This window comes from gamma proteobacterium symbiont of Scutellera amethystina (assembly GCF_059730845.1).
In genome coordinates, this window is record NZ_AP035935.1 from 4,107,393 (window position 1) to 4,123,561 (window position 16,169).

Here is a 16,169-nt window from a genome sequence, read left to right on the forward strand (position 1 = left end):
GGTGCCTCTTTACTGCTTGAGTTTCGGGTCGAGTGCATCACGCAAACCATCGCCCATGAGGTTAAAGGCCAGAACCGTCAGCAGGATGACCACTCCGGGGAAGGTCACGACCCACCAGGCACTCTGCGCATACTGCAACACGTCGGAGAGCATGGTGCCCCACTCCGGCGTCGGCGGCTGCGCCCCCATACCGAGAAAGCCCAACGCGGCCATATCCAGGATGGCGTTGGAGAAACCTAACGACGCCTGCACGATCAGCGGTGCCAGGCAGTTAGGCAGAATATTGATGAACATCTGGCGCAGCGTACCGGCGCCGGCCACGCTGGAGGCGGTTACGTAGTCGCGATTGACTTCCACCAGCACCGCTGCGCGCGTCAGGCGAATGTAGTGCGGCAGCGCGACGAAGGTGATCGCCAGTGAGGCATTGACAATCGACGGGCCAAAGATGGCCACCAGCACCAGCGCCAGCAGCAGGCTTGGCAGCGCCAGCATGATATCGACGAGGCGCATGATCACTGCATCCACCACGCCGCCGAGATAACCGGCCATCAGACCGAAAATCACCCCCAGAATCAGCGACAGCACCACCACCATGCAGCCCACCAGCAGCGACAGGCGCGCACCAAACATCAGGCGCGACAGGATGTCACGGCCGACGTCATCGGTGCCGAGAATAAATTTCCAGCTGCCGCCTTCCTGCCACACCGGCGGGTGCAACAGCGCATCGCGGAACTGCTCAGCCGGGGCATGCGGTGCCAGCACATCGGCGAAGATGGCGATCAGCAGCATCAGAATGATGTAAACCAGGCCGATAACCGCGCCTTTGTTACGTTTAAAATAGTGCCAGAATTCCTGAATCGGGGTCATCGGCTTCGGTGCAGCGGTGACGCTTGCGGGATCAACAGCAGACATGATTCCCCCTTATTTCTTATGACGGATGCGCGGATTCACCACGCCGTACAACAGATCAACCAGCAGGTTGACCAGAATGATCAGGATTGCCACCAGCAGCACGCCGCCCTGCACCACCGGATAATCACGGCGCTGCAGTGCTTCGATCAGCCAGCGGCCGAGTCCCGGCCAGGAGAAGATGGTTTCGGTGAGGATGGCGCCCGCCAGCAGCGTGCCCACCTGCAGACCGATCACCGTGACCACCGGCAGCATGGCGTTACGCAGCGCATGCACCACGATCACGCGCATGCGCGTCAGGCCTTTGGCGCGCGCGGTGCGGATGTAATCTTCACCCAGCACTTCCAGCATCGAAGAGCGCGTCATACGCACAATCACCGCCAGCGGAATGGTGCCCAGCACGATGGCCGGCAGGATCATGTGCATCACCGCATCTTTGAAGTCGCCCTCTTCGCCCCACAGCAGCGTATCAATCAGCATAAAGCCGGTGAGCGGATGGCTGTCGTCAAGGAAGATGGTGTCGCTGACGCGGCCAGAGACCGGCGTCAGGTTGAGCTGCACCGACACCAGCATGATCAGCATGATGCCCCACCAGAAGATCGGCATTGAGTAGCCGGTCAGCGAGATGCCCACGGCGGTGTGATCGAAAATTGAGCCGCGTTTCACCGCCGCCAGCACGCCGACCGGAATACCCACGGCAACGGCGAAGATCATGGCGCAAATGCCCAGCTCAAGCGTGGCTTTAAAGCGCGGCACGAACTCATCCCACACCGGGATGCGGCTTTTCAGCGAGATGCCGAGGTCGCCATGCAGCACGCCGTTGATGTAAGTGATGTACTGTTTCCACATCGGCTGATCGAGACCAAACTGGGCCATCAGCTGCGCATGACGTTCGGGGGAGATACCGCGTTCACCGGCCATGATCAGCACCGGGTCGCCGGGGATCAGGTGAACGAAGGCAAAGGTCAATAGTGTAATACCGATGAACGTCGGGATGACAAGGCCCAGACGTCGGAGTATGAATTGCAGCATAAGCCGGATTCTCTGTCATTTTCCGTGGCGCTAACGCCATGGACTACATTGCTCACAATCCGCAGCCGGCACAGCCGGACGCGACGCAAGAAGCGCTTCAAAATCCCCGTCATACTTCACGCTGCAGCAGCGTAAGGCTGTAAGGGTTTATAAGAAATTAGCCGGAAATAAAGTGCGGAGTACGGGCGGCGAAGGTGCCGCCCGAGGGCCAGCATGGCTGGCCCTGACCGCGATAATCCGAAAGGTTATTCCTGGATGTCGACGTTTTCGAAGTGATGTTTACCTAATGGATCAACCACGTAGCCACTCACTTTCTTGCTCACTGGTTCGTACACGGTTGAGTGCGCGATGATCAGTGCTGGCGCCTGGTCATGCATGACCACCTGCGCCTGCTTGTAGAGCTCAATACGTTTGTTGTGATCGGCTTCAGCACGCGCTGGCTGAATCAGATCTTCAAACGGCTTGTAGCACCAGCGTGAGTAGTTGGAACCGTCTTTCGCTGCCGCGCAGCTGAACAGGGTGGCGAAGAAGTTATCCGGATCCCCGTTATCACCGGTCCAGCCCATCATCACGGTCTGGTGTTCACCGGCTTTGGCGCGCTTCAGGTACTCGCCCCACTCGTAGGTAACGATTTTGGCTTTCACACCGATTTTCGCCCAGTCAGCCTGAACCATTTCCGCCATGCGACGGGCGTTCGGGTTGTACGGACGCTGTACCGGCATCGCCCACAGGTCGATGCTGAAGCCATCCGGCATGCCGGCTTCTTTCAGCAGCTCTTTGGCTTTGGCCGGATCGTAAGCGTAATCTTTAACATCGTTGTTGTAGCCCCACATGGTCGGTGGGATCAGGTTTTTCGCTGCCTGACCGGCGCCCTGATAGACCGCATCAATGATGGCTTGTTTGTTCACCGCCATGGTCAGCGCCTGACGCACTTTGACGTTATCCAGCGGTTTTTTCTCGGTGTTGAAAGACAGGTAACCGACGTTCAGTCCTGGCTGTTCCATCAGGTTGATTTTGGTGTCTTTCTTCATGCTGGCGATGTCAGCCGGGTTTGGATACGGCATCACCTGACACTCGCCTTTCTGCAGCTTGGCGTAGCGCACCGAGGCGTCTGGCGTGATGGAGAACACCAGGCGATCGATTTTTGGCTTGGTGCCCCAGAAGTCCGGGTTGGCTTTGTACAGAATGCGTGAATCTTTCTGATACTGCTGCAGCACGAACGGACCGGTGCCCACCGGGTTGAGGTCCAGTTTTTCTGGCGTGCCGGCTTTCAGCATGTTGTCGGCATACTCTTTCGACAGGATTGACGCGAAGTCCATGCCGAGGTCGGCGAGGAATGGCGCTTCCGGACGGGTCAGCGTAAAGCGTACGGTGTAGTCATCCACTTTTTCGATTTTGGCGATCAGCTTCGGCATGTCCATGCCTTCGAAGTATTCGTAGCTGCCGCCGGAGACACCGTGGTACTTGTTGTTTTTATCGAGCTGGCGCTCGAAGGAGAAAACGACGTCATCAGCGTTGAAGGTGCGGGTCGGCTTGAAGTCTTTGGTGGTTTGCCACTTCACGCCCTGACGCAGATGGAAGGTATAGGTTTTACCATCTTCGCTGACGTCCCATTTTTCTGCCAGGCCCGGCTGCAGCTCGGTGGTACCGGTTTTGAACTCAACCAGACGGTTGTAGATCGGTACTGAGCTGGCATCGTAAGTGGTGCCGGATGTGAACAGCTGCGGGTTGAAGCCTTCCGGCGAACCTTCTGAACAGTAAACGAGGGTTTTCGCCTGAACGCCCGCGGCCACGGTCATAGCAATCAGGCTAAGACCGACCTTCAGCATCCTGGATTTGGCCAGGGAGTTGATCATGTTTTGCTCCATTGTGATGTGATGTTGTGTGCGTCGCCCGACCTCTGATTTTTTTATGCGGTTCGGGCAGGTCAGTTATGTAATGACCAAAATGCGAGCGGTTATTGTTGTAGCGCTGACGCCGTGGAACCTGCCAGCGCTGGCCGTCTCTGCATCTTATTGACGCATCAATTTGTCAACAGTTGCAATGAACGTCAATACAACGTGGGGTTATTTACACAGAGTGTGAGTAAGTGCAAGCAACGATAAAAAACAGTGTTTGCACGCTAAGCCAAAATTTAAAAAGGTGATAAAGCGCGCAATGCCGTGTGATTCTCTGGCAATAGCGCCTGATGACAGTGATTATCACCGTTAAAAAACGTCTTAAAGTTGTCGGTAAATGTTGAATATCTGAACGATTCCCCGTGCGTTATGACGTTCAGGCAGCGAAATATGCTGGCGTAATGGCATAAGAAATCAGCAAAAAGCAAAAGCCGGTCATAAGCAGAATGTGTCGCGAATTAAGAGAGGTGCTTTGATGCAGCAAGGGATGAAGAGCGGTGTTGAAGGATAATACGGTTTATCCCGGTGATGATTAATGGAACGCGTAAATTGATGACTTTGCTTGATCGCTGCCGGGATGTGAGTCTGGTTCAGGGAAGGTCATCAGATCGCAAAGGCGGCGTAAATACATCCCTGTAGCCTCGACCGCCGCATCCATGCGGCGGACGCTTTGCTCTCCTGATGGCCTTCCCTTCCCTTTTGGCATATGTACCGCTGCAATCAGTCATGCCACGCTAAACGGCAGTCAGTAAACCTTCAGCCATCGCCGAAGCCGGATAAAGGGTGGAATGCGGGGCCGTGGAGTAAAGCGTCACACGCCATGGATGGCGTGTGCCGAGCGATCAGGGACGAGACAGCGTCTTTACGGAGCGGTCCCGTATTTCACCCTGAAACTGCAAAAACGACAGACGAAAAAAAACCTGCTTTTTGCAAAGCAGGTTTCTTAAATGATGGTCGGCGAGAGAGGATTACGCTTCTCTGCGAGAAGCGCCCTGCGGGCCGTTGCTGACGCAACGTTGTCTCGCTTCGCTCGGCTCAAACCTCCTTCGGAGGTTCTCATCCTCTTTTGCTGCGAACGAAAAAAGCCCGCTTTTTGCAAAGCGGGCTTTTCGAATATGGTCGGCGAGAGAGGATTACGCTTCTCTGCGAGAAGCGCCCTGCGGGCCGTTGCTGACGCAACGTTGTCTCGCTTCGCTCGGCTCAAACCTCCTTCGGAGGTTCTCATCCTCTTTTGCTACGAACGAAAAAAGCCCGCTTTTTGCAAAGCGGGCTTTTCGAATATGGTCGGCGAGAGAGGATTCGAACCTCCGACCCACTGGTCCCAAACCAGTTGCGCTACCAAGCTGCGCTACTCGCCGATGGGGGCGAATATTACTGCCGTGACTTTAGAGCGTCAATCCCTTTTCCCGAAAATCCGCCTGATTGCCTGGAAAGCAAGCAGTGCCTTAAACACCTGCCTGCTCAATAAGATCCAGGCACGAATTACAGCGCTTTCGCACTGCTGGCAGTGGCAGGTGCCTGGCACCAGTTATTCGCTGCTTTAATACCGCCATCCGGCGAGGTATAACCCAGACACCCTAAAATGGTGTCGAACAGCTCAACGTGACGATGGGTTTTGCCGACGCGCTGCTGCGCCTGTAAGCGCTCAAAGTTGCTGCGGTTAGTCGGGTCCTGCAAATACTTATCGGACGCCCAGACAATCATCGGCACGCGGAACTGCTCCGGCGGCGCCATCTCGCGCGGCGTACCGTGCAGGTGCATATTTTCGCTGATCGACTCGCCGTGGTCGGCGGCATAGAACACAATCGCTTTCTTATCACGCAGCTGATCCAGCACGCTGTCCAGCATGGTATCAACATACAGAATCGAGTTGTCATAGGCGTTAATCAGCTGGGCTTTGCTGCACTTATCGTCCACGCCAATACACTCAGGCTGATAGCGGGCAAACTCGCGCGGATAACGCTGCGAATAGAGATAGTGCGAACCTTTCGTGTGCAACACCACCAGATGCTTGCCTTTCGGGAAGCGCTGCAGTGAAGCCTGCAGTTCCGGCACCAGCAGCATATCGTCCACCGCTTTGCCCTGATTGCGCTTCTCAGAACCAATCTGCTCGCGGAACGAGAAGTTATTCACATCGGCGTTGTCGTAGAACCACACTTCGCTCTGCATGGCGAACAGCTCGGAGGTGAAGCCCAGCTCTTTCATCACCGCAAAAATGTTCTGCTCTTTCAGCGTACGGCCAGGGTTATCCATCGTGCCGCCCTCGCGCACAAACATGCAGCGCAGCGACAGCTTGGTGGCGGTATCACAGGATTCACCGCGGAATGCCACCAGATTCTTCTCTTTCGACAGCTTCGGCGTGGTATCGCGGTTATAGCCCAGCATGCCCATGTGATCCCAGCGCGTGGTCTCGCCAATCACAAACACTACATAGGTATCGTCAATGCCAGGCGGCGCCACATAGGTAAACTTCTTCGCCGGATCGAGCAACTCCTGGCTGTCCAGCTTCTCGTCCACCTTAGTCCAGGCGAACAGGCCCAGCGCCGCGATCCAGTTCGAAGGCAGATAAGAGTGCGCCACTACGCCGCCATAGCTTGGCAGATCGATATTGGTGAGCTCTTCATTGGCTTTTTGCAGCTTGTCGAAGTAGCGAATCGGCAGCCATACCAGCGCCACGCTCAGCAACAGGATCACTGTAGGTTTCAGGCGCTGACCGGGGGTTTTCAGCTGTTCAATCAGCGTCAGGCTCAGGTTATTGCGCCAGATCAGCAGCAGCGGCAGTGCGCTCACCAGCACCATCCACAGCACAAAGTGCAGCCCGATAACCTCTTTAGAGAGATCGACATCGGTGGTCATGACCGACGCCACGATGCCGTAACCGATCACCACGTTAAAGAACGCCATGTAATAGGCGGCGGCCACCGAAATCACCACCAGCAGGCTGGCGATCACGCGATAAAACCATTTGCCACCCAGCGACAGCAGTCGCATCAGGAAGAAGGTCAGCAGTACGGCCGCGGTCACTTCCGCCGCGGCGGATAACCAGTTGGTGACGGTGGATTTCGTTAAGAAGCCGTCAAAACGGCGATAAAAGATTGGCAAATTCAATAAGATGCCAAGATAGAGCGCCAGCAAAAGCGACAACTTTTGCTGCGTTAAACTTTTAATGTAATTCATATAAATTTCTGTTCCCGACCTGGTGTCGATGCTTCAACCGTAAATGTGACTGTGCAAAGAGCGTAAGGTTCGCTTGCGTAGCAGAAAAGCGTGACCTGGCGAGTAGGATCGGGACGAATCTGAACCCAAATAATTACGATGATGCACGGAGCGCAGCAGTAGAACATTTAACCAATGGTAAGACCAGAAAATTCTTTAGTTCGATGGGATGCGGGATGGTGTTCGTGATAAAAAAGGCTCCCGCAGGAGCCTTTTATGCATGCATCAACTTAGTTGATGATATTCAGCGTCACGTCGATGTTGCCGCGCGTCGCATTTGAGTACGGACAAACAATGTGTGCCGCATCAACCAGCTTCTGCGCTTCCGCCGCGTCCATCTCTGGCAGATGGATATTCAGTTTTGCTTCAATGCCAAAACCGGTGGGGATAGGACCAATCCCCACTTCGCCCTCAATCCACGCGTCTTTTGGCATGGCGATTTTGTCGCGGCCGGCGACAAATTTCATCGCGCCGAGGAAGCAGGCAGAGTAGCCGGCAGCAAACAGCTGCTCCGGGTTCGTCACCTCGCCGCCCGCGCCGCCCATCTCTTTTGGCACGCCCAGCTTCACGTCCAGCACGTTATCAGACGAGGTGGCGCGGCCATCGCGGCCACCGGTTGCTTTGGCTTTGGCGGTGTAAATCACTTTTTCTAAAGACATCATAACCTCACTATTCGCTATACAATCGCGTGCTATTTATAAGGCACAAGGGAAAACTTCACTCTCAGGATGCCGCCGCAGCGACATCCCTGATGCTCAGGTGGCGCGATTCAGGTTGCCGCGCAGATCGTCCAGCTGCTGTTTCAGCGCCGCCATAGTGTCGGTATCGCAGGCGGTCGCACACTGTACCGCTTCCGGAATGCTGGCGGCTTTTTCCTGCAGCGCGCGCCCCTGGTCGGTCAGCGTGACCACGACCTGGCGCTCATCCTGACGCGAACGCTGGCGGCGCAGCAAACCAGCGCTCTCCAGTCGTTTCAGCAGTGGCGTCAGGGTGGCCGAATCGAGAAACAGCTTTTCACCAATCTCCGATACCGTCAGATCATCCTGATGCCACAGCACCAGCATCACCAGATATTGCGGATAGGTGATCTCCAGCGCCGCCAGCAGTTGGCGATAGACTTTATGCATCGCCAGGTTCGCCGAATAGAGCGCGAAACACAGATGCTGATCAAGCTGGAGTGGCGCAGGCTTCACTTTTTTGTCATCTTGATTACTGTTCATGCGACTCAATATAGATAGCGCGCTAGATAATTGCAAGCAACTTTTTCCTGGAGTGTGAAGATGCGTGATTCACTGGAAGAGCAGGCGCGCCGTTATGCCACGCAGGCACATGCCGATGCGGGCCAGCGTCGCAAATACACCGACGAACCCTATATTGTGCATCCGGCTGCCGTCGCGGAGCTGGTACGCAGCGTCAGCGATGACGAAGCGATGATCGCTGCCGCCTGGCTGCACGACACGGTGGAGGACACCGCTAGTACCTTACAGGATATTGAAGAACACTTTGGTGCGCGCGTTGCACACCTGGTGGACATGCTCACCGACAGCGCCCAGCCGCAGGCAAAGAATCGTACCGCCCGTAAGCTGGCACACTTTCGCCACACTGCCGAAGCCTCGCCCGAGGCGCAAACCATCAAGCTGGCCGATATCATCGATAATACCCGTGCCATCGTGCAGTTCGATCCCAATTTTGCCCGGGTTTACCTGGTCGAGAAACAGATTCAGATTCAGCTGTTACAGCAGGGGGATCGGCGTTTATGGCAGCAGGCGAATCACATCATTGAACAGGGCATCGCGCAGCTGGCAAAACCGCCGTACAGCGTGCCGGAAAGCTGGTTTGTCAAACAGGCGGCGAAATACGGTGGCTTAAGCTGAAAAAAACCCGCCGTGCAGGCGGGTCACAGAGAACCGATAGTCGGCGTTATTCCAGCAGCTGTCGGCCCAGATACGGATTGGCCTGCAGCAGTTTCATCAGTTTGCGAGCCGTGGCGGATGGGCGCGTACGTTGCGCTTCCCAGCTTTTTACTGACGAGACGCTCACCCCCATCACGCGGGCGAATTCATCCACCTGCATGCCGGTCATCTCGCGTAAACGCTGCGGTTCGGGAACGGAAACGGTATTGAGTGCAATTTCTGATACGGGAGTCTGTGCATCACGTGTCAAAACAATTTGCTCAAGACTGCTGAGTAATTCGACCATTGGATCTTTTATTTCCATAGAGAACTCCTTAAAACTCACTATGAAGCACGTGAAAGTAGAGAGGTAAGCGCCACCAGGCGCTGAAACCGGCCTTATCAGGCTGTATCCCGAAACAGTTTTCCCTTATCAGGGCGAAAATAGTGTTTTAATGAAACCGTTACGGGACACAGCCTGTTGCACACTGCGAAAAGATGTCAGGGCAATGCAACATTGAACCGGGTCTCTAAGTATGGGTCAGATCCCCGGCTTTGCTGCCTGTTTCCTGATTATTTTTTCTTCTTTCTTATACTGCAAACGGATCGATCACCATAAGTAACTGACCCGCCTGCACTTGCTGCCCGGCCTGGCGTTGCAGGCTGTGGATTTTGCCACTGACCGGCGCCACGATCGGGATTTCCATCTTCATGGATTCGAGAATGCCTACCGTGGCACCCGCGGTCACATCACTGCCTTCCGCCACCAGCCATTGCCACACGCTGCCCGCCACCTGGCTCTCCACGCTGTGGCAGCCCGCCGGCACCACCACTTCCTCGCTGCTCTGCGCCTGCAGCTGGCTGTCGAAGGTGAACTGGCCATCGGCGCGCCAGCGCGCCAGCTCTGCGTCAAACGCCTGCTGACGCTTCTGCTGGAACGCGTCGATCTCCGTCGCCTGGGCAGTCAGCAGCGCCTGATACTCGGCGAGCCGGAACTCACCGGCTTCCACGCGCAGCGGATAATCGCCCCACGGGAAACGTTCGCGGATTTGCAGCAGTTCGTCGGCACTGACCGGATAAAAACGGATTTGGTCGAAGAAACGCAGCAGCCACGGCTGGGTAAAGGCGCTGGTGCGGCGATCGCGATTCCACATCTGCAGCGTACGTCCGACGAACTGGTAGCCGCCCGGCCCTTCCATGCCATAAACACACAGATACGCGCCGCCGATGCCCACCGAGTTTTCCGCCGTCCAGGTGCGCGCCGGATTGTATTTGGTGGTCACCAGGCGGTGTCGCGGATCGAGTGGCGTCGCCACCGGTGCGCCGAGATAGACATCGCCCAGCCCCATCACCAGATACGAGGCGCTGAACACAATCTGTTTCACCGCCTCCACGCTTTCGAGCCCGTTGATGCGCCGGATAAACTCAATGTTGCTCGGGCACCAGGGCGCATTCGGACGCACCGACTGGCTATAGCGTGTCACGGCTTCACGGCAGGCGGCATCATCCCAGCTGAGCGGCAGCCACACAGTGCGCGATGGCACAGCCGCGTCGGCGAGGTCGCCCAGCAGATTATCAGCTTGCAAAATTTGCGCCAACAACTCACTTCTTGCGCACTGCTGCGCATCATAATGCACCTGTAACGAGCGGATGCCGGGCGTCAGCTCCAGCTGACCCGCCAGCGGATGCGCCTCCAGCCACTGCATCAGGGCGTGAACGCGGAAACGCAGCGCGATGTCCAGCGTCAGCGCGCCATACTCCACCAGCAGAAAACGGTCTCCCGCGGCGCGCACGCACAGTGCAGGCCGCCCTGCGGTTGCTGCATGCTGGTGCAAGATCGGATCGATCAGCGGCAGTGCTGGCGCCACGCGCACTGCTTCCGCTTGCAGATGCGCGATCTCGCTGCGCTGCGCCTGTGCCAGACGATCGGCATCAGCAAGGGCGATCGGCACAAAGCGCAGTCGATCGCCCGCTTTGAGCTGACCCAGCTTCCACAGATCGGCGTCGATCACCGTCGCCGGACAGACAAAGCCGCCCAGCGAAGGGCCGTCCGGCCCGAGGATCACCGGCATATCGCCGGTAAAATCCACCGTACCAAAGGCATAGGCGTTGTCGTGAATATTGGACGGATGCATGCCCGCCTCACCGCCGTCGCTGCGCGCCCAGTCAGGTTTCGGGCCGATCAGCCGAATCCCGGTGCGGCTGGAGTTGTAGTGCACCTGCCACTCGGCAGCGAAAAATTCGCTTATATCGTCATCGGTAAAAAAGGCGGGCGCGCCGTGCGGACCATAAATAACGCGCAGCTGCCATTCACCGTTAAGCGGCGGCAGCAGCGTCTCAGGCAGGCGCGCCGCCGTAGCCTGACGCGGCGCGGCCAGCTGCAGCACGTCGCCGGCGCGCAGCGCCCGCCCGGCATGACCGCCAAACTTACCCAGCGTAAAGGTACTGCGGCTGCCCAGATAGCGCGGCGTATCCAGCCCGCCCGCCAGCAGCAGATAGCTGCGGCAGCCGTCGCGCACGTCACCCAGCGTCAGGGTTTGCCCGGCCTGCGCATGCAGCACCTGATGCATCGCCAGCGGCTGGCTGTCGAGGTTGGCTGCCAGCGGCGCGCCGCTCAGTACAAAGCTGCACGCCTGATTAAAGCGCAGCGTCGGGCCGCGCAACGTGATTTCCAGCCCGGCCGCCTGGGCCTCATTACCCAGCAGGCGATTGCCGAGCTGAAAGGCGCGGCTGTCGAACGGCCCGGAAGGCGGTACGCCGACGTGCCAGTAGCCGACGCGGCCCGGCGCATCCTGCACCGTGGTGAGAGTGCCGCCGCTGAGGATATCCAGCGTCGGCGGCTGCCACGCCACGCTGCCGAGCGTGGCGGTAATGATGCGTCCCTGCTGCACGTCCGGCAGCGTACAGAGCTGACGCAGCCAGCGCAGGTTGGTCTCGATGCCATACAGCTCACTCTGCGCCAGCGCCGCGATCATGCCATCAAGCGCGCGGCGGCGATCGGCCGCGTGTACGAGGATCTTCGCCAGCATCGGATCGTAAAACGGTGAAACTTCCATGCCGCTCTCTACACTGCTGTCGATGCGCAGCGTAGCGTGATCGAGCGCCGTCGGGAACTGCACGTGGCTGAGCAGTCCGGCGCTTGGTTGAAACTGCTTCGCCGGATCCTCAGCGTACAGCCGCACCTGAATGGCATGGCCCTGCGCCACCGGTTGCAGCGTCGCCAGCGGCGGCAGGCGCTGCTGCGCCAGTTCGACCATCCAGCGCACCAGATCCACGCCGTACACCAGTTCAGTGACGCCATGCTCAACCTGCAGGCGGGTATTCACCTCCAGGAACCAGAATTGCTGGCTGACCTCATCATAGACATACTCCACCGTCCCGGCGCTGCGATAGTTAACCGCGCGCGCCAGCCGTACGGCGGTGGCCTGCAACTGCGCGCGCACCGCATCGCTGAGCCGCGGCGCGGGGGTCTCCTCCAGCACCTTCTGATTACGGCGCTGCGCCGAGCAGTCGCGTTCGCCCAGCGCAATCACGTTGCCGTGGCCATCGCCAAAAATCTGTACTTCGATATGGCGCGCCCGGGCAATAAATTTCTCTAAGAAGACGCCATCGTCGGCGAAGTTGTTACCAGCCAGACGCTTCACGCGGGTAAAGGCGTCTTCCAGCTCGTCCGCGCTGTTGCAGCGCTGCATGCCGATGCCGCCCCCGCCGGCGGTGCTTTTCAGCATCACCGGATAGCCAATCTGTTGCGCGGCAGCCTGAGCCTGCTGCAATGAGGTCAGCAGGCCGCTGCCCGGCAGCAGCGGCACCGCGTTCTGCTCAGCCAGTTCACGTGCGCGATGTTTCAGGCCAAACGCCAGCATCTGCGCCGCGTCCGGTCCGAGAAAATGCAGGCCCGCCGCTTCGCAGCGCGTGACGAACTCCGGTTTTTCACTGAGAAAGCCATAGCCCGGATGCAGCGCCTGTGCGCCGCTCTGCGCGGCAATCGCCAGCAGTTTGTCCTGGTTGAGGTAAGTGTCGCGCACCTGGCCCTCGCCCAGCGACCAGGCTTCGTCGGCCAGCCGCACGTGGCGCGCGTGGCGATCGGCTTCGGCATAGACGGCAATCGCCCGGATATTCATGGCCTGCAGGGTACGGATAATGCGCACGGCAATCGCGCCACGGTTGGCAATCAATACGCGATCAATCATGACTGAATACTCTTATTGCGGCAGGTCGTCCTGCACCAGCTGTGACGGCGTATAACGGGTCGTCCCGTTGCGTCAGAGAATCACCACACGCTGACGGCAATCGGCGTTGGGTTGTAACCGTTACAGGGATTGTTGAGCTGCGGACAGTTGGAGATCAGCACCAGAATGTTCATCTGCGCCACCATCTCAACATATTTACCCGGCGCGGAGATGCCATCGGCAAACGTCAGGCCGCCGTCGTGGGTCACCGGCACATTCATGAAGAAGTTAATGTTGTGCGTGATATCGCGGCGCGTCAGGCCAGACTCCGGATGCGCGGCGACCGCCAGCATCCAGCTGTCACGGCAGGAGTGCATGTGGCGCTTTTCGAGGTCATAACGCACCGTATTACTCTCGCACGAGCAGGCGCCGCCGAGCGTATCGTGACGGCCACAGGTATCGGCGGTGATGGTCAGCATCGGCCGATCAAGATTAGAACGCAGCACGCTGCCGGCCGTGAGAAACACGTTGTGCTGGCCGCGCAGCGTCTCGCTCATGCTGTAGCGCTCGGCGGTATCGTCGGCGTTGAAAAACAGCGTATCCGCCGCCTGATTGCCTTCCAGATCGGTAATGCGCAGCGTTTCTCCGGCGGCAATGCGCTGCAGCCAGTAATCACCGGCGTCGATCTGCTGCTGCAGACGCGCCTGCGCCGGGTTTCGTTCACTCTCTTTAATCATCACACTTCTCCCTGCAGTTGATAAAGGGCGTTATTACGCAGGCCGCGCTGGTTTTCCGCGCGCTGCAGACAGATTTCCGGCAGCGGCGCGCGCTGCGCATCCAGCGTCAGCTGCAGCGGCTGACGCGGATAATCGCTTGCCGGGCTGAGCGGGTGCGGACAGGTGTGCAGCAGCACCAGCGTGTCCATGGCGAAACGCAGCCGAACCTGCGCGCCGGCTTCGCCCTGCCGTTCCAGCGTTAAGCGCCCGCTGTCATCGGCGCGCACCTGCGCAAACAGGTTGAGGCTGGCCGCCATGTCGCGCTGGCCAAGGCCATATTTCGCCAGCTCGACGAGGAAGCTGTCGTAGCCGTTTTGATGGCGCAGGTTGCGCGCCTGCTGATAGTCGCTGACCCCATAGCGCGCGGCCGTTTGTGCCGCGTTCAGCGTGCCGCACACACTCTCGTGCCAGCCGAAACTGTCGTGTTCAATGCCGCAGAAAATGCGCCCCATGTCCGAGTAGAGACAGTGGCCGGCGGTGAGCCGGAAAGTGTGCTGGCACTTGAGCGTGTCCGGCGCGTTGTAGCGCTCCAGCAGGTTTTCCGGGTTATAAAACAACAGGCTGGCGCTGGCGCCGCCCTCCACATCGGTCAGCGTCAGCGCGCTGCCGCTGCGCATGACAAAAGACCAGTGCGCCCCGGCGGGCAGCAGGGTTTGGTATGGCTGCATCGTGCTCTCCTTTAAGCCACCTGCGTTGCGGACAGCACTTCAGCGGCGGGCTGAGTGCGATCCAGCGGCAGGTCGTAAGTGATAGTGGCGCCCCAGGCTTGCGGCGCGTGCGGATCGTGGCGCAGTTTGTCGAACACCAGCAGGCGTGACGCGAGGCTGAAGCCCTCTTTCAGATCGTGGGTGATCATGAAAATGGTCAGCTGATGCTGCTGCCACAGCTGGGTGATCAGCTGATGCATCTCGCTGCGAATACCGGGATCGAGCGCGCCAAAAGGTTCATCCAGCAGCAGAATGCGCGGCTGTTTCATCAGCGCCTGCGCCAGGGCCAGACGCTGCTGCATGCCGCCCGACAGCTGATGCGGATATTTGCTCTGCGCCTGTTCCAGTCCGACCTGCGCCAGCATTGCCTGCGCGCGCTGGCGAATCGCCAGACGTTTGCGCCCCCAGACGCGTCCCAGCCAGCGTGCGCTGCTGAACTCGTCGGCCAGCATCACGTTGCCGAGCACCGTCAGATGCGGAAACACCGAGTAGCGCTGAAACACCACGCCGCGATGGGCGTCCGGCTCGTCGGGAATCGGTGCGCCATCCAGCAGCAGCTCGCCTTTGGTCGGCGCTTCGGTGCCGAGCAGCATATTCAGAAACGTGGTTTTGCCGCAGCCGGAGGCGCCGACAATCGCCACGAACTCGCCGCGCTCGACCTGTATATTCAGCCGCTCCAGCACCACCTGATCGCCGTAGTGTTTTTCCAGATTTTTCAATTGCAGTAAGGGCATCGCGCATTCCTTATTTGGCGTGATACCACGGCCAGCAGCGTCGGCTGACGAGCCGCAGCAGCAGGTCGAGGGCAAAGGCCAGCAGGGTGATCCATGCCACGTACGGCAGAATCACATCCATGGCCAGATAGCGGCGCATCAGGAAGATGCGATAACCGAGGCCTTCCGTGGCCGCAATCGCTTCGGCAGCAATCAGGAACAGCCACGCCGAACAGAGCGACAGCCGCACCGCATCGCACAGGCGCGGCATCAGCTGCGGCAGAATCACCCGCCACAGAATCTGTGCGCTATGCGCACCCAGCGTCTGCGCTTTGACCAGCTGCTCCTGCGGGATTTTCTGTACCTGCAGCTGCAGATCGCGGGCGATCAGCGGCGTGATGCCGATAACGATCAGCACCACTTTGGAGACTTCCCCGAGGCCAAAGCAGATAAACAGAATCGGCAGAATCGCCAGCGGCGGCACCAGCGCAAACAGCGTCACCAGCGGCGCCAGCACCGCGCGCACCACCGGCAGCGCGCCGGTGAACAGGCCAATTGCCAGCGCCAGCAGCGCGCTGATAGCAACGCCGCTCAGCAAACGCAGCAGGCTGGCGGCGGTATCGCTCCACAGCAGATACTCGCCGGTGCGCGGGCTGGGCTGAAACGCCATCCGGCTGATGGCCTCGCCCATGGCGTTGAATCCCGGCAGCAGTTTGTCTGCCGCGTTCAGGCTGAGGCGCGCATCCGACGCGAACAGATACACCAGCAGCACCGCCAGCAGCGGCAGAATGCCAAGCAGCAGGCGGCCGAGCGGCAGCGGTTGGTAGTTGATCAATTTACGCATCGGCAGCGCCTCG

General features: G+C 58.6%; 13 protein-coding genes, 1 tRNA gene and 2 other RNA genes. 1 reads left to right on the forward strand and 15 read right to left on the reverse strand.

The features are described 5' to 3' along the window. Positions 1 to 9: 9 nt before the first annotated feature. The 9 genes from dppC to AC6I79_RS19410 all read right to left on the reverse strand — a co-directional run bounded on the left by dppC (position 10) and on the right by AC6I79_RS19410 (position 8,275). Positions 10 to 912, reverse strand: coding sequence for a dipeptide ABC transporter permease DppC (dppC, locus tag AC6I79_RS19370; protein WP_021507020.1), 903 nt, complete (start codon positions 910 to 912; stop codon positions 10 to 12). Between the two features lie 9 nt (positions 913 to 921). After that, positions 922 to 1,941, reverse strand: a complete 1,020-nt coding sequence (gene dppB / locus AC6I79_RS19375) for a dipeptide ABC transporter permease DppB (protein WP_021507021.1) — start codon at positions 1,939 to 1,941, stop codon at positions 922 to 924. A gap of 245 nt (positions 1,942 to 2,186) precedes the next feature. Further along, positions 2,187 to 3,797, reverse strand: coding sequence for a dipeptide ABC transporter periplasmic-binding protein DppA (gene dppA, locus AC6I79_RS19380; protein WP_325970500.1), 1,611 nt, complete (start codon positions 3,795 to 3,797; stop codon positions 2,187 to 2,189). 993 nt (positions 3,798 to 4,790) lie between these two features. Further along, positions 4,791 to 4,920, reverse strand: a non-coding RNA gene (locus tag AC6I79_RS19385) — RtT sRNA. Between the two features lie 35 nt (positions 4,921 to 4,955). Beyond that, positions 4,956 to 5,085: non-coding RNA, RtT sRNA (locus tag AC6I79_RS19390), on the reverse strand. A 35-nt stretch (positions 5,086 to 5,120) separates the two neighbouring features. Beyond that, positions 5,121 to 5,197, reverse strand: a tRNA-Pro gene (locus AC6I79_RS19395). A 124-nt stretch (positions 5,198 to 5,321) separates the two neighbouring features. After that, positions 5,322 to 7,016, reverse strand: a complete 1,695-nt coding sequence (gene eptB / locus AC6I79_RS19400; RefSeq protein ID WP_104094238.1) for a kdo(2)-lipid A phosphoethanolamine 7''-transferase — start codon at positions 7,014 to 7,016, stop codon at positions 5,322 to 5,324. A gap of 269 nt (positions 7,017 to 7,285) precedes the next feature. Further along, a complete protein-coding gene (locus tag AC6I79_RS19405; protein WP_021507024.1) occupies positions 7,286 to 7,714 on the reverse strand; it encodes an organic hydroperoxide resistance protein in 429 nt (142 codons plus the stop codon). A 96-nt stretch (positions 7,715 to 7,810) separates the two neighbouring features. Continuing rightward, positions 7,811 to 8,275 carry a MarR family winged helix-turn-helix transcriptional regulator gene (locus tag AC6I79_RS19410; protein ID WP_010616544.1) on the reverse strand — a complete coding sequence of 155 codons (465 nt, stop codon included), beginning with the start codon at positions 8,273 to 8,275 and terminating at the stop codon, positions 7,811 to 7,813. Positions 8,276 to 8,335: 60 nt separating this feature from the next. Here AC6I79_RS19410 and AC6I79_RS19415 point away from each other — a divergent pair, with 60 nt between their 5' ends. Beyond that, positions 8,336 to 8,929, forward strand: coding sequence for an HD domain-containing protein (locus AC6I79_RS19415; RefSeq protein WP_021507025.1), 594 nt, complete (start codon positions 8,336 to 8,338; stop codon positions 8,927 to 8,929). A gap of 46 nt (positions 8,930 to 8,975) precedes the next feature. On the opposite strand, the gene AC6I79_RS19420 is transcribed toward AC6I79_RS19415, so the two are convergent. The 6 genes from AC6I79_RS19420 to AC6I79_RS19445 form a co-directional block, all read right to left on the reverse strand. After that, positions 8,976 to 9,272 carry an HTH-type transcriptional regulator gene (locus AC6I79_RS19420; RefSeq protein WP_021507026.1) on the reverse strand — a complete coding sequence of 99 codons (297 nt, stop codon included), beginning with the start codon at positions 9,270 to 9,272 and terminating at the stop codon, positions 8,976 to 8,978. 265 nt (positions 9,273 to 9,537) lie between these two features. Further along, positions 9,538 to 13,137: an urea carboxylase gene (gene uca, locus AC6I79_RS19425; RefSeq protein ID WP_498027485.1), complete on the reverse strand. Its 3,600-nt coding sequence runs from the start codon at positions 13,135 to 13,137 to the stop codon at positions 9,538 to 9,540. 80 nt (positions 13,138 to 13,217) lie between these two features. Beyond that, on the reverse strand, positions 13,218 to 13,853 hold the full coding sequence (locus AC6I79_RS19430; RefSeq protein ID WP_021507029.1) for an urea amidolyase associated protein UAAP2: 636 nt from the start codon (positions 13,851 to 13,853) through the stop codon (positions 13,218 to 13,220). Then, complete coding sequence (locus AC6I79_RS19435; protein WP_136548400.1) at positions 13,853 to 14,560, reverse strand: urea amidolyase associated protein UAAP1; 708 nt, start codon at positions 14,558 to 14,560, stop codon at positions 13,853 to 13,855. Before AC6I79_RS19435 ends, AC6I79_RS19430 begins: the two co-directional genes overlap by 1 nt. A gap of 11 nt (positions 14,561 to 14,571) precedes the next feature. Then, a complete protein-coding gene (locus AC6I79_RS19440) occupies positions 14,572 to 15,333 on the reverse strand; it encodes an ABC transporter ATP-binding protein (protein ID WP_136548398.1) in 762 nt (253 codons plus the stop codon). Positions 15,334 to 15,343: 10 nt separating this feature from the next. Beyond that, positions 15,344 to 16,156 carry an ABC transporter permease gene (locus AC6I79_RS19445; RefSeq protein WP_058771035.1) on the reverse strand — a complete coding sequence of 271 codons (813 nt, stop codon included), beginning with the start codon at positions 16,154 to 16,156 and terminating at the stop codon, positions 15,344 to 15,346. Positions 16,157 to 16,169: the final 13 nt, after the last annotated feature.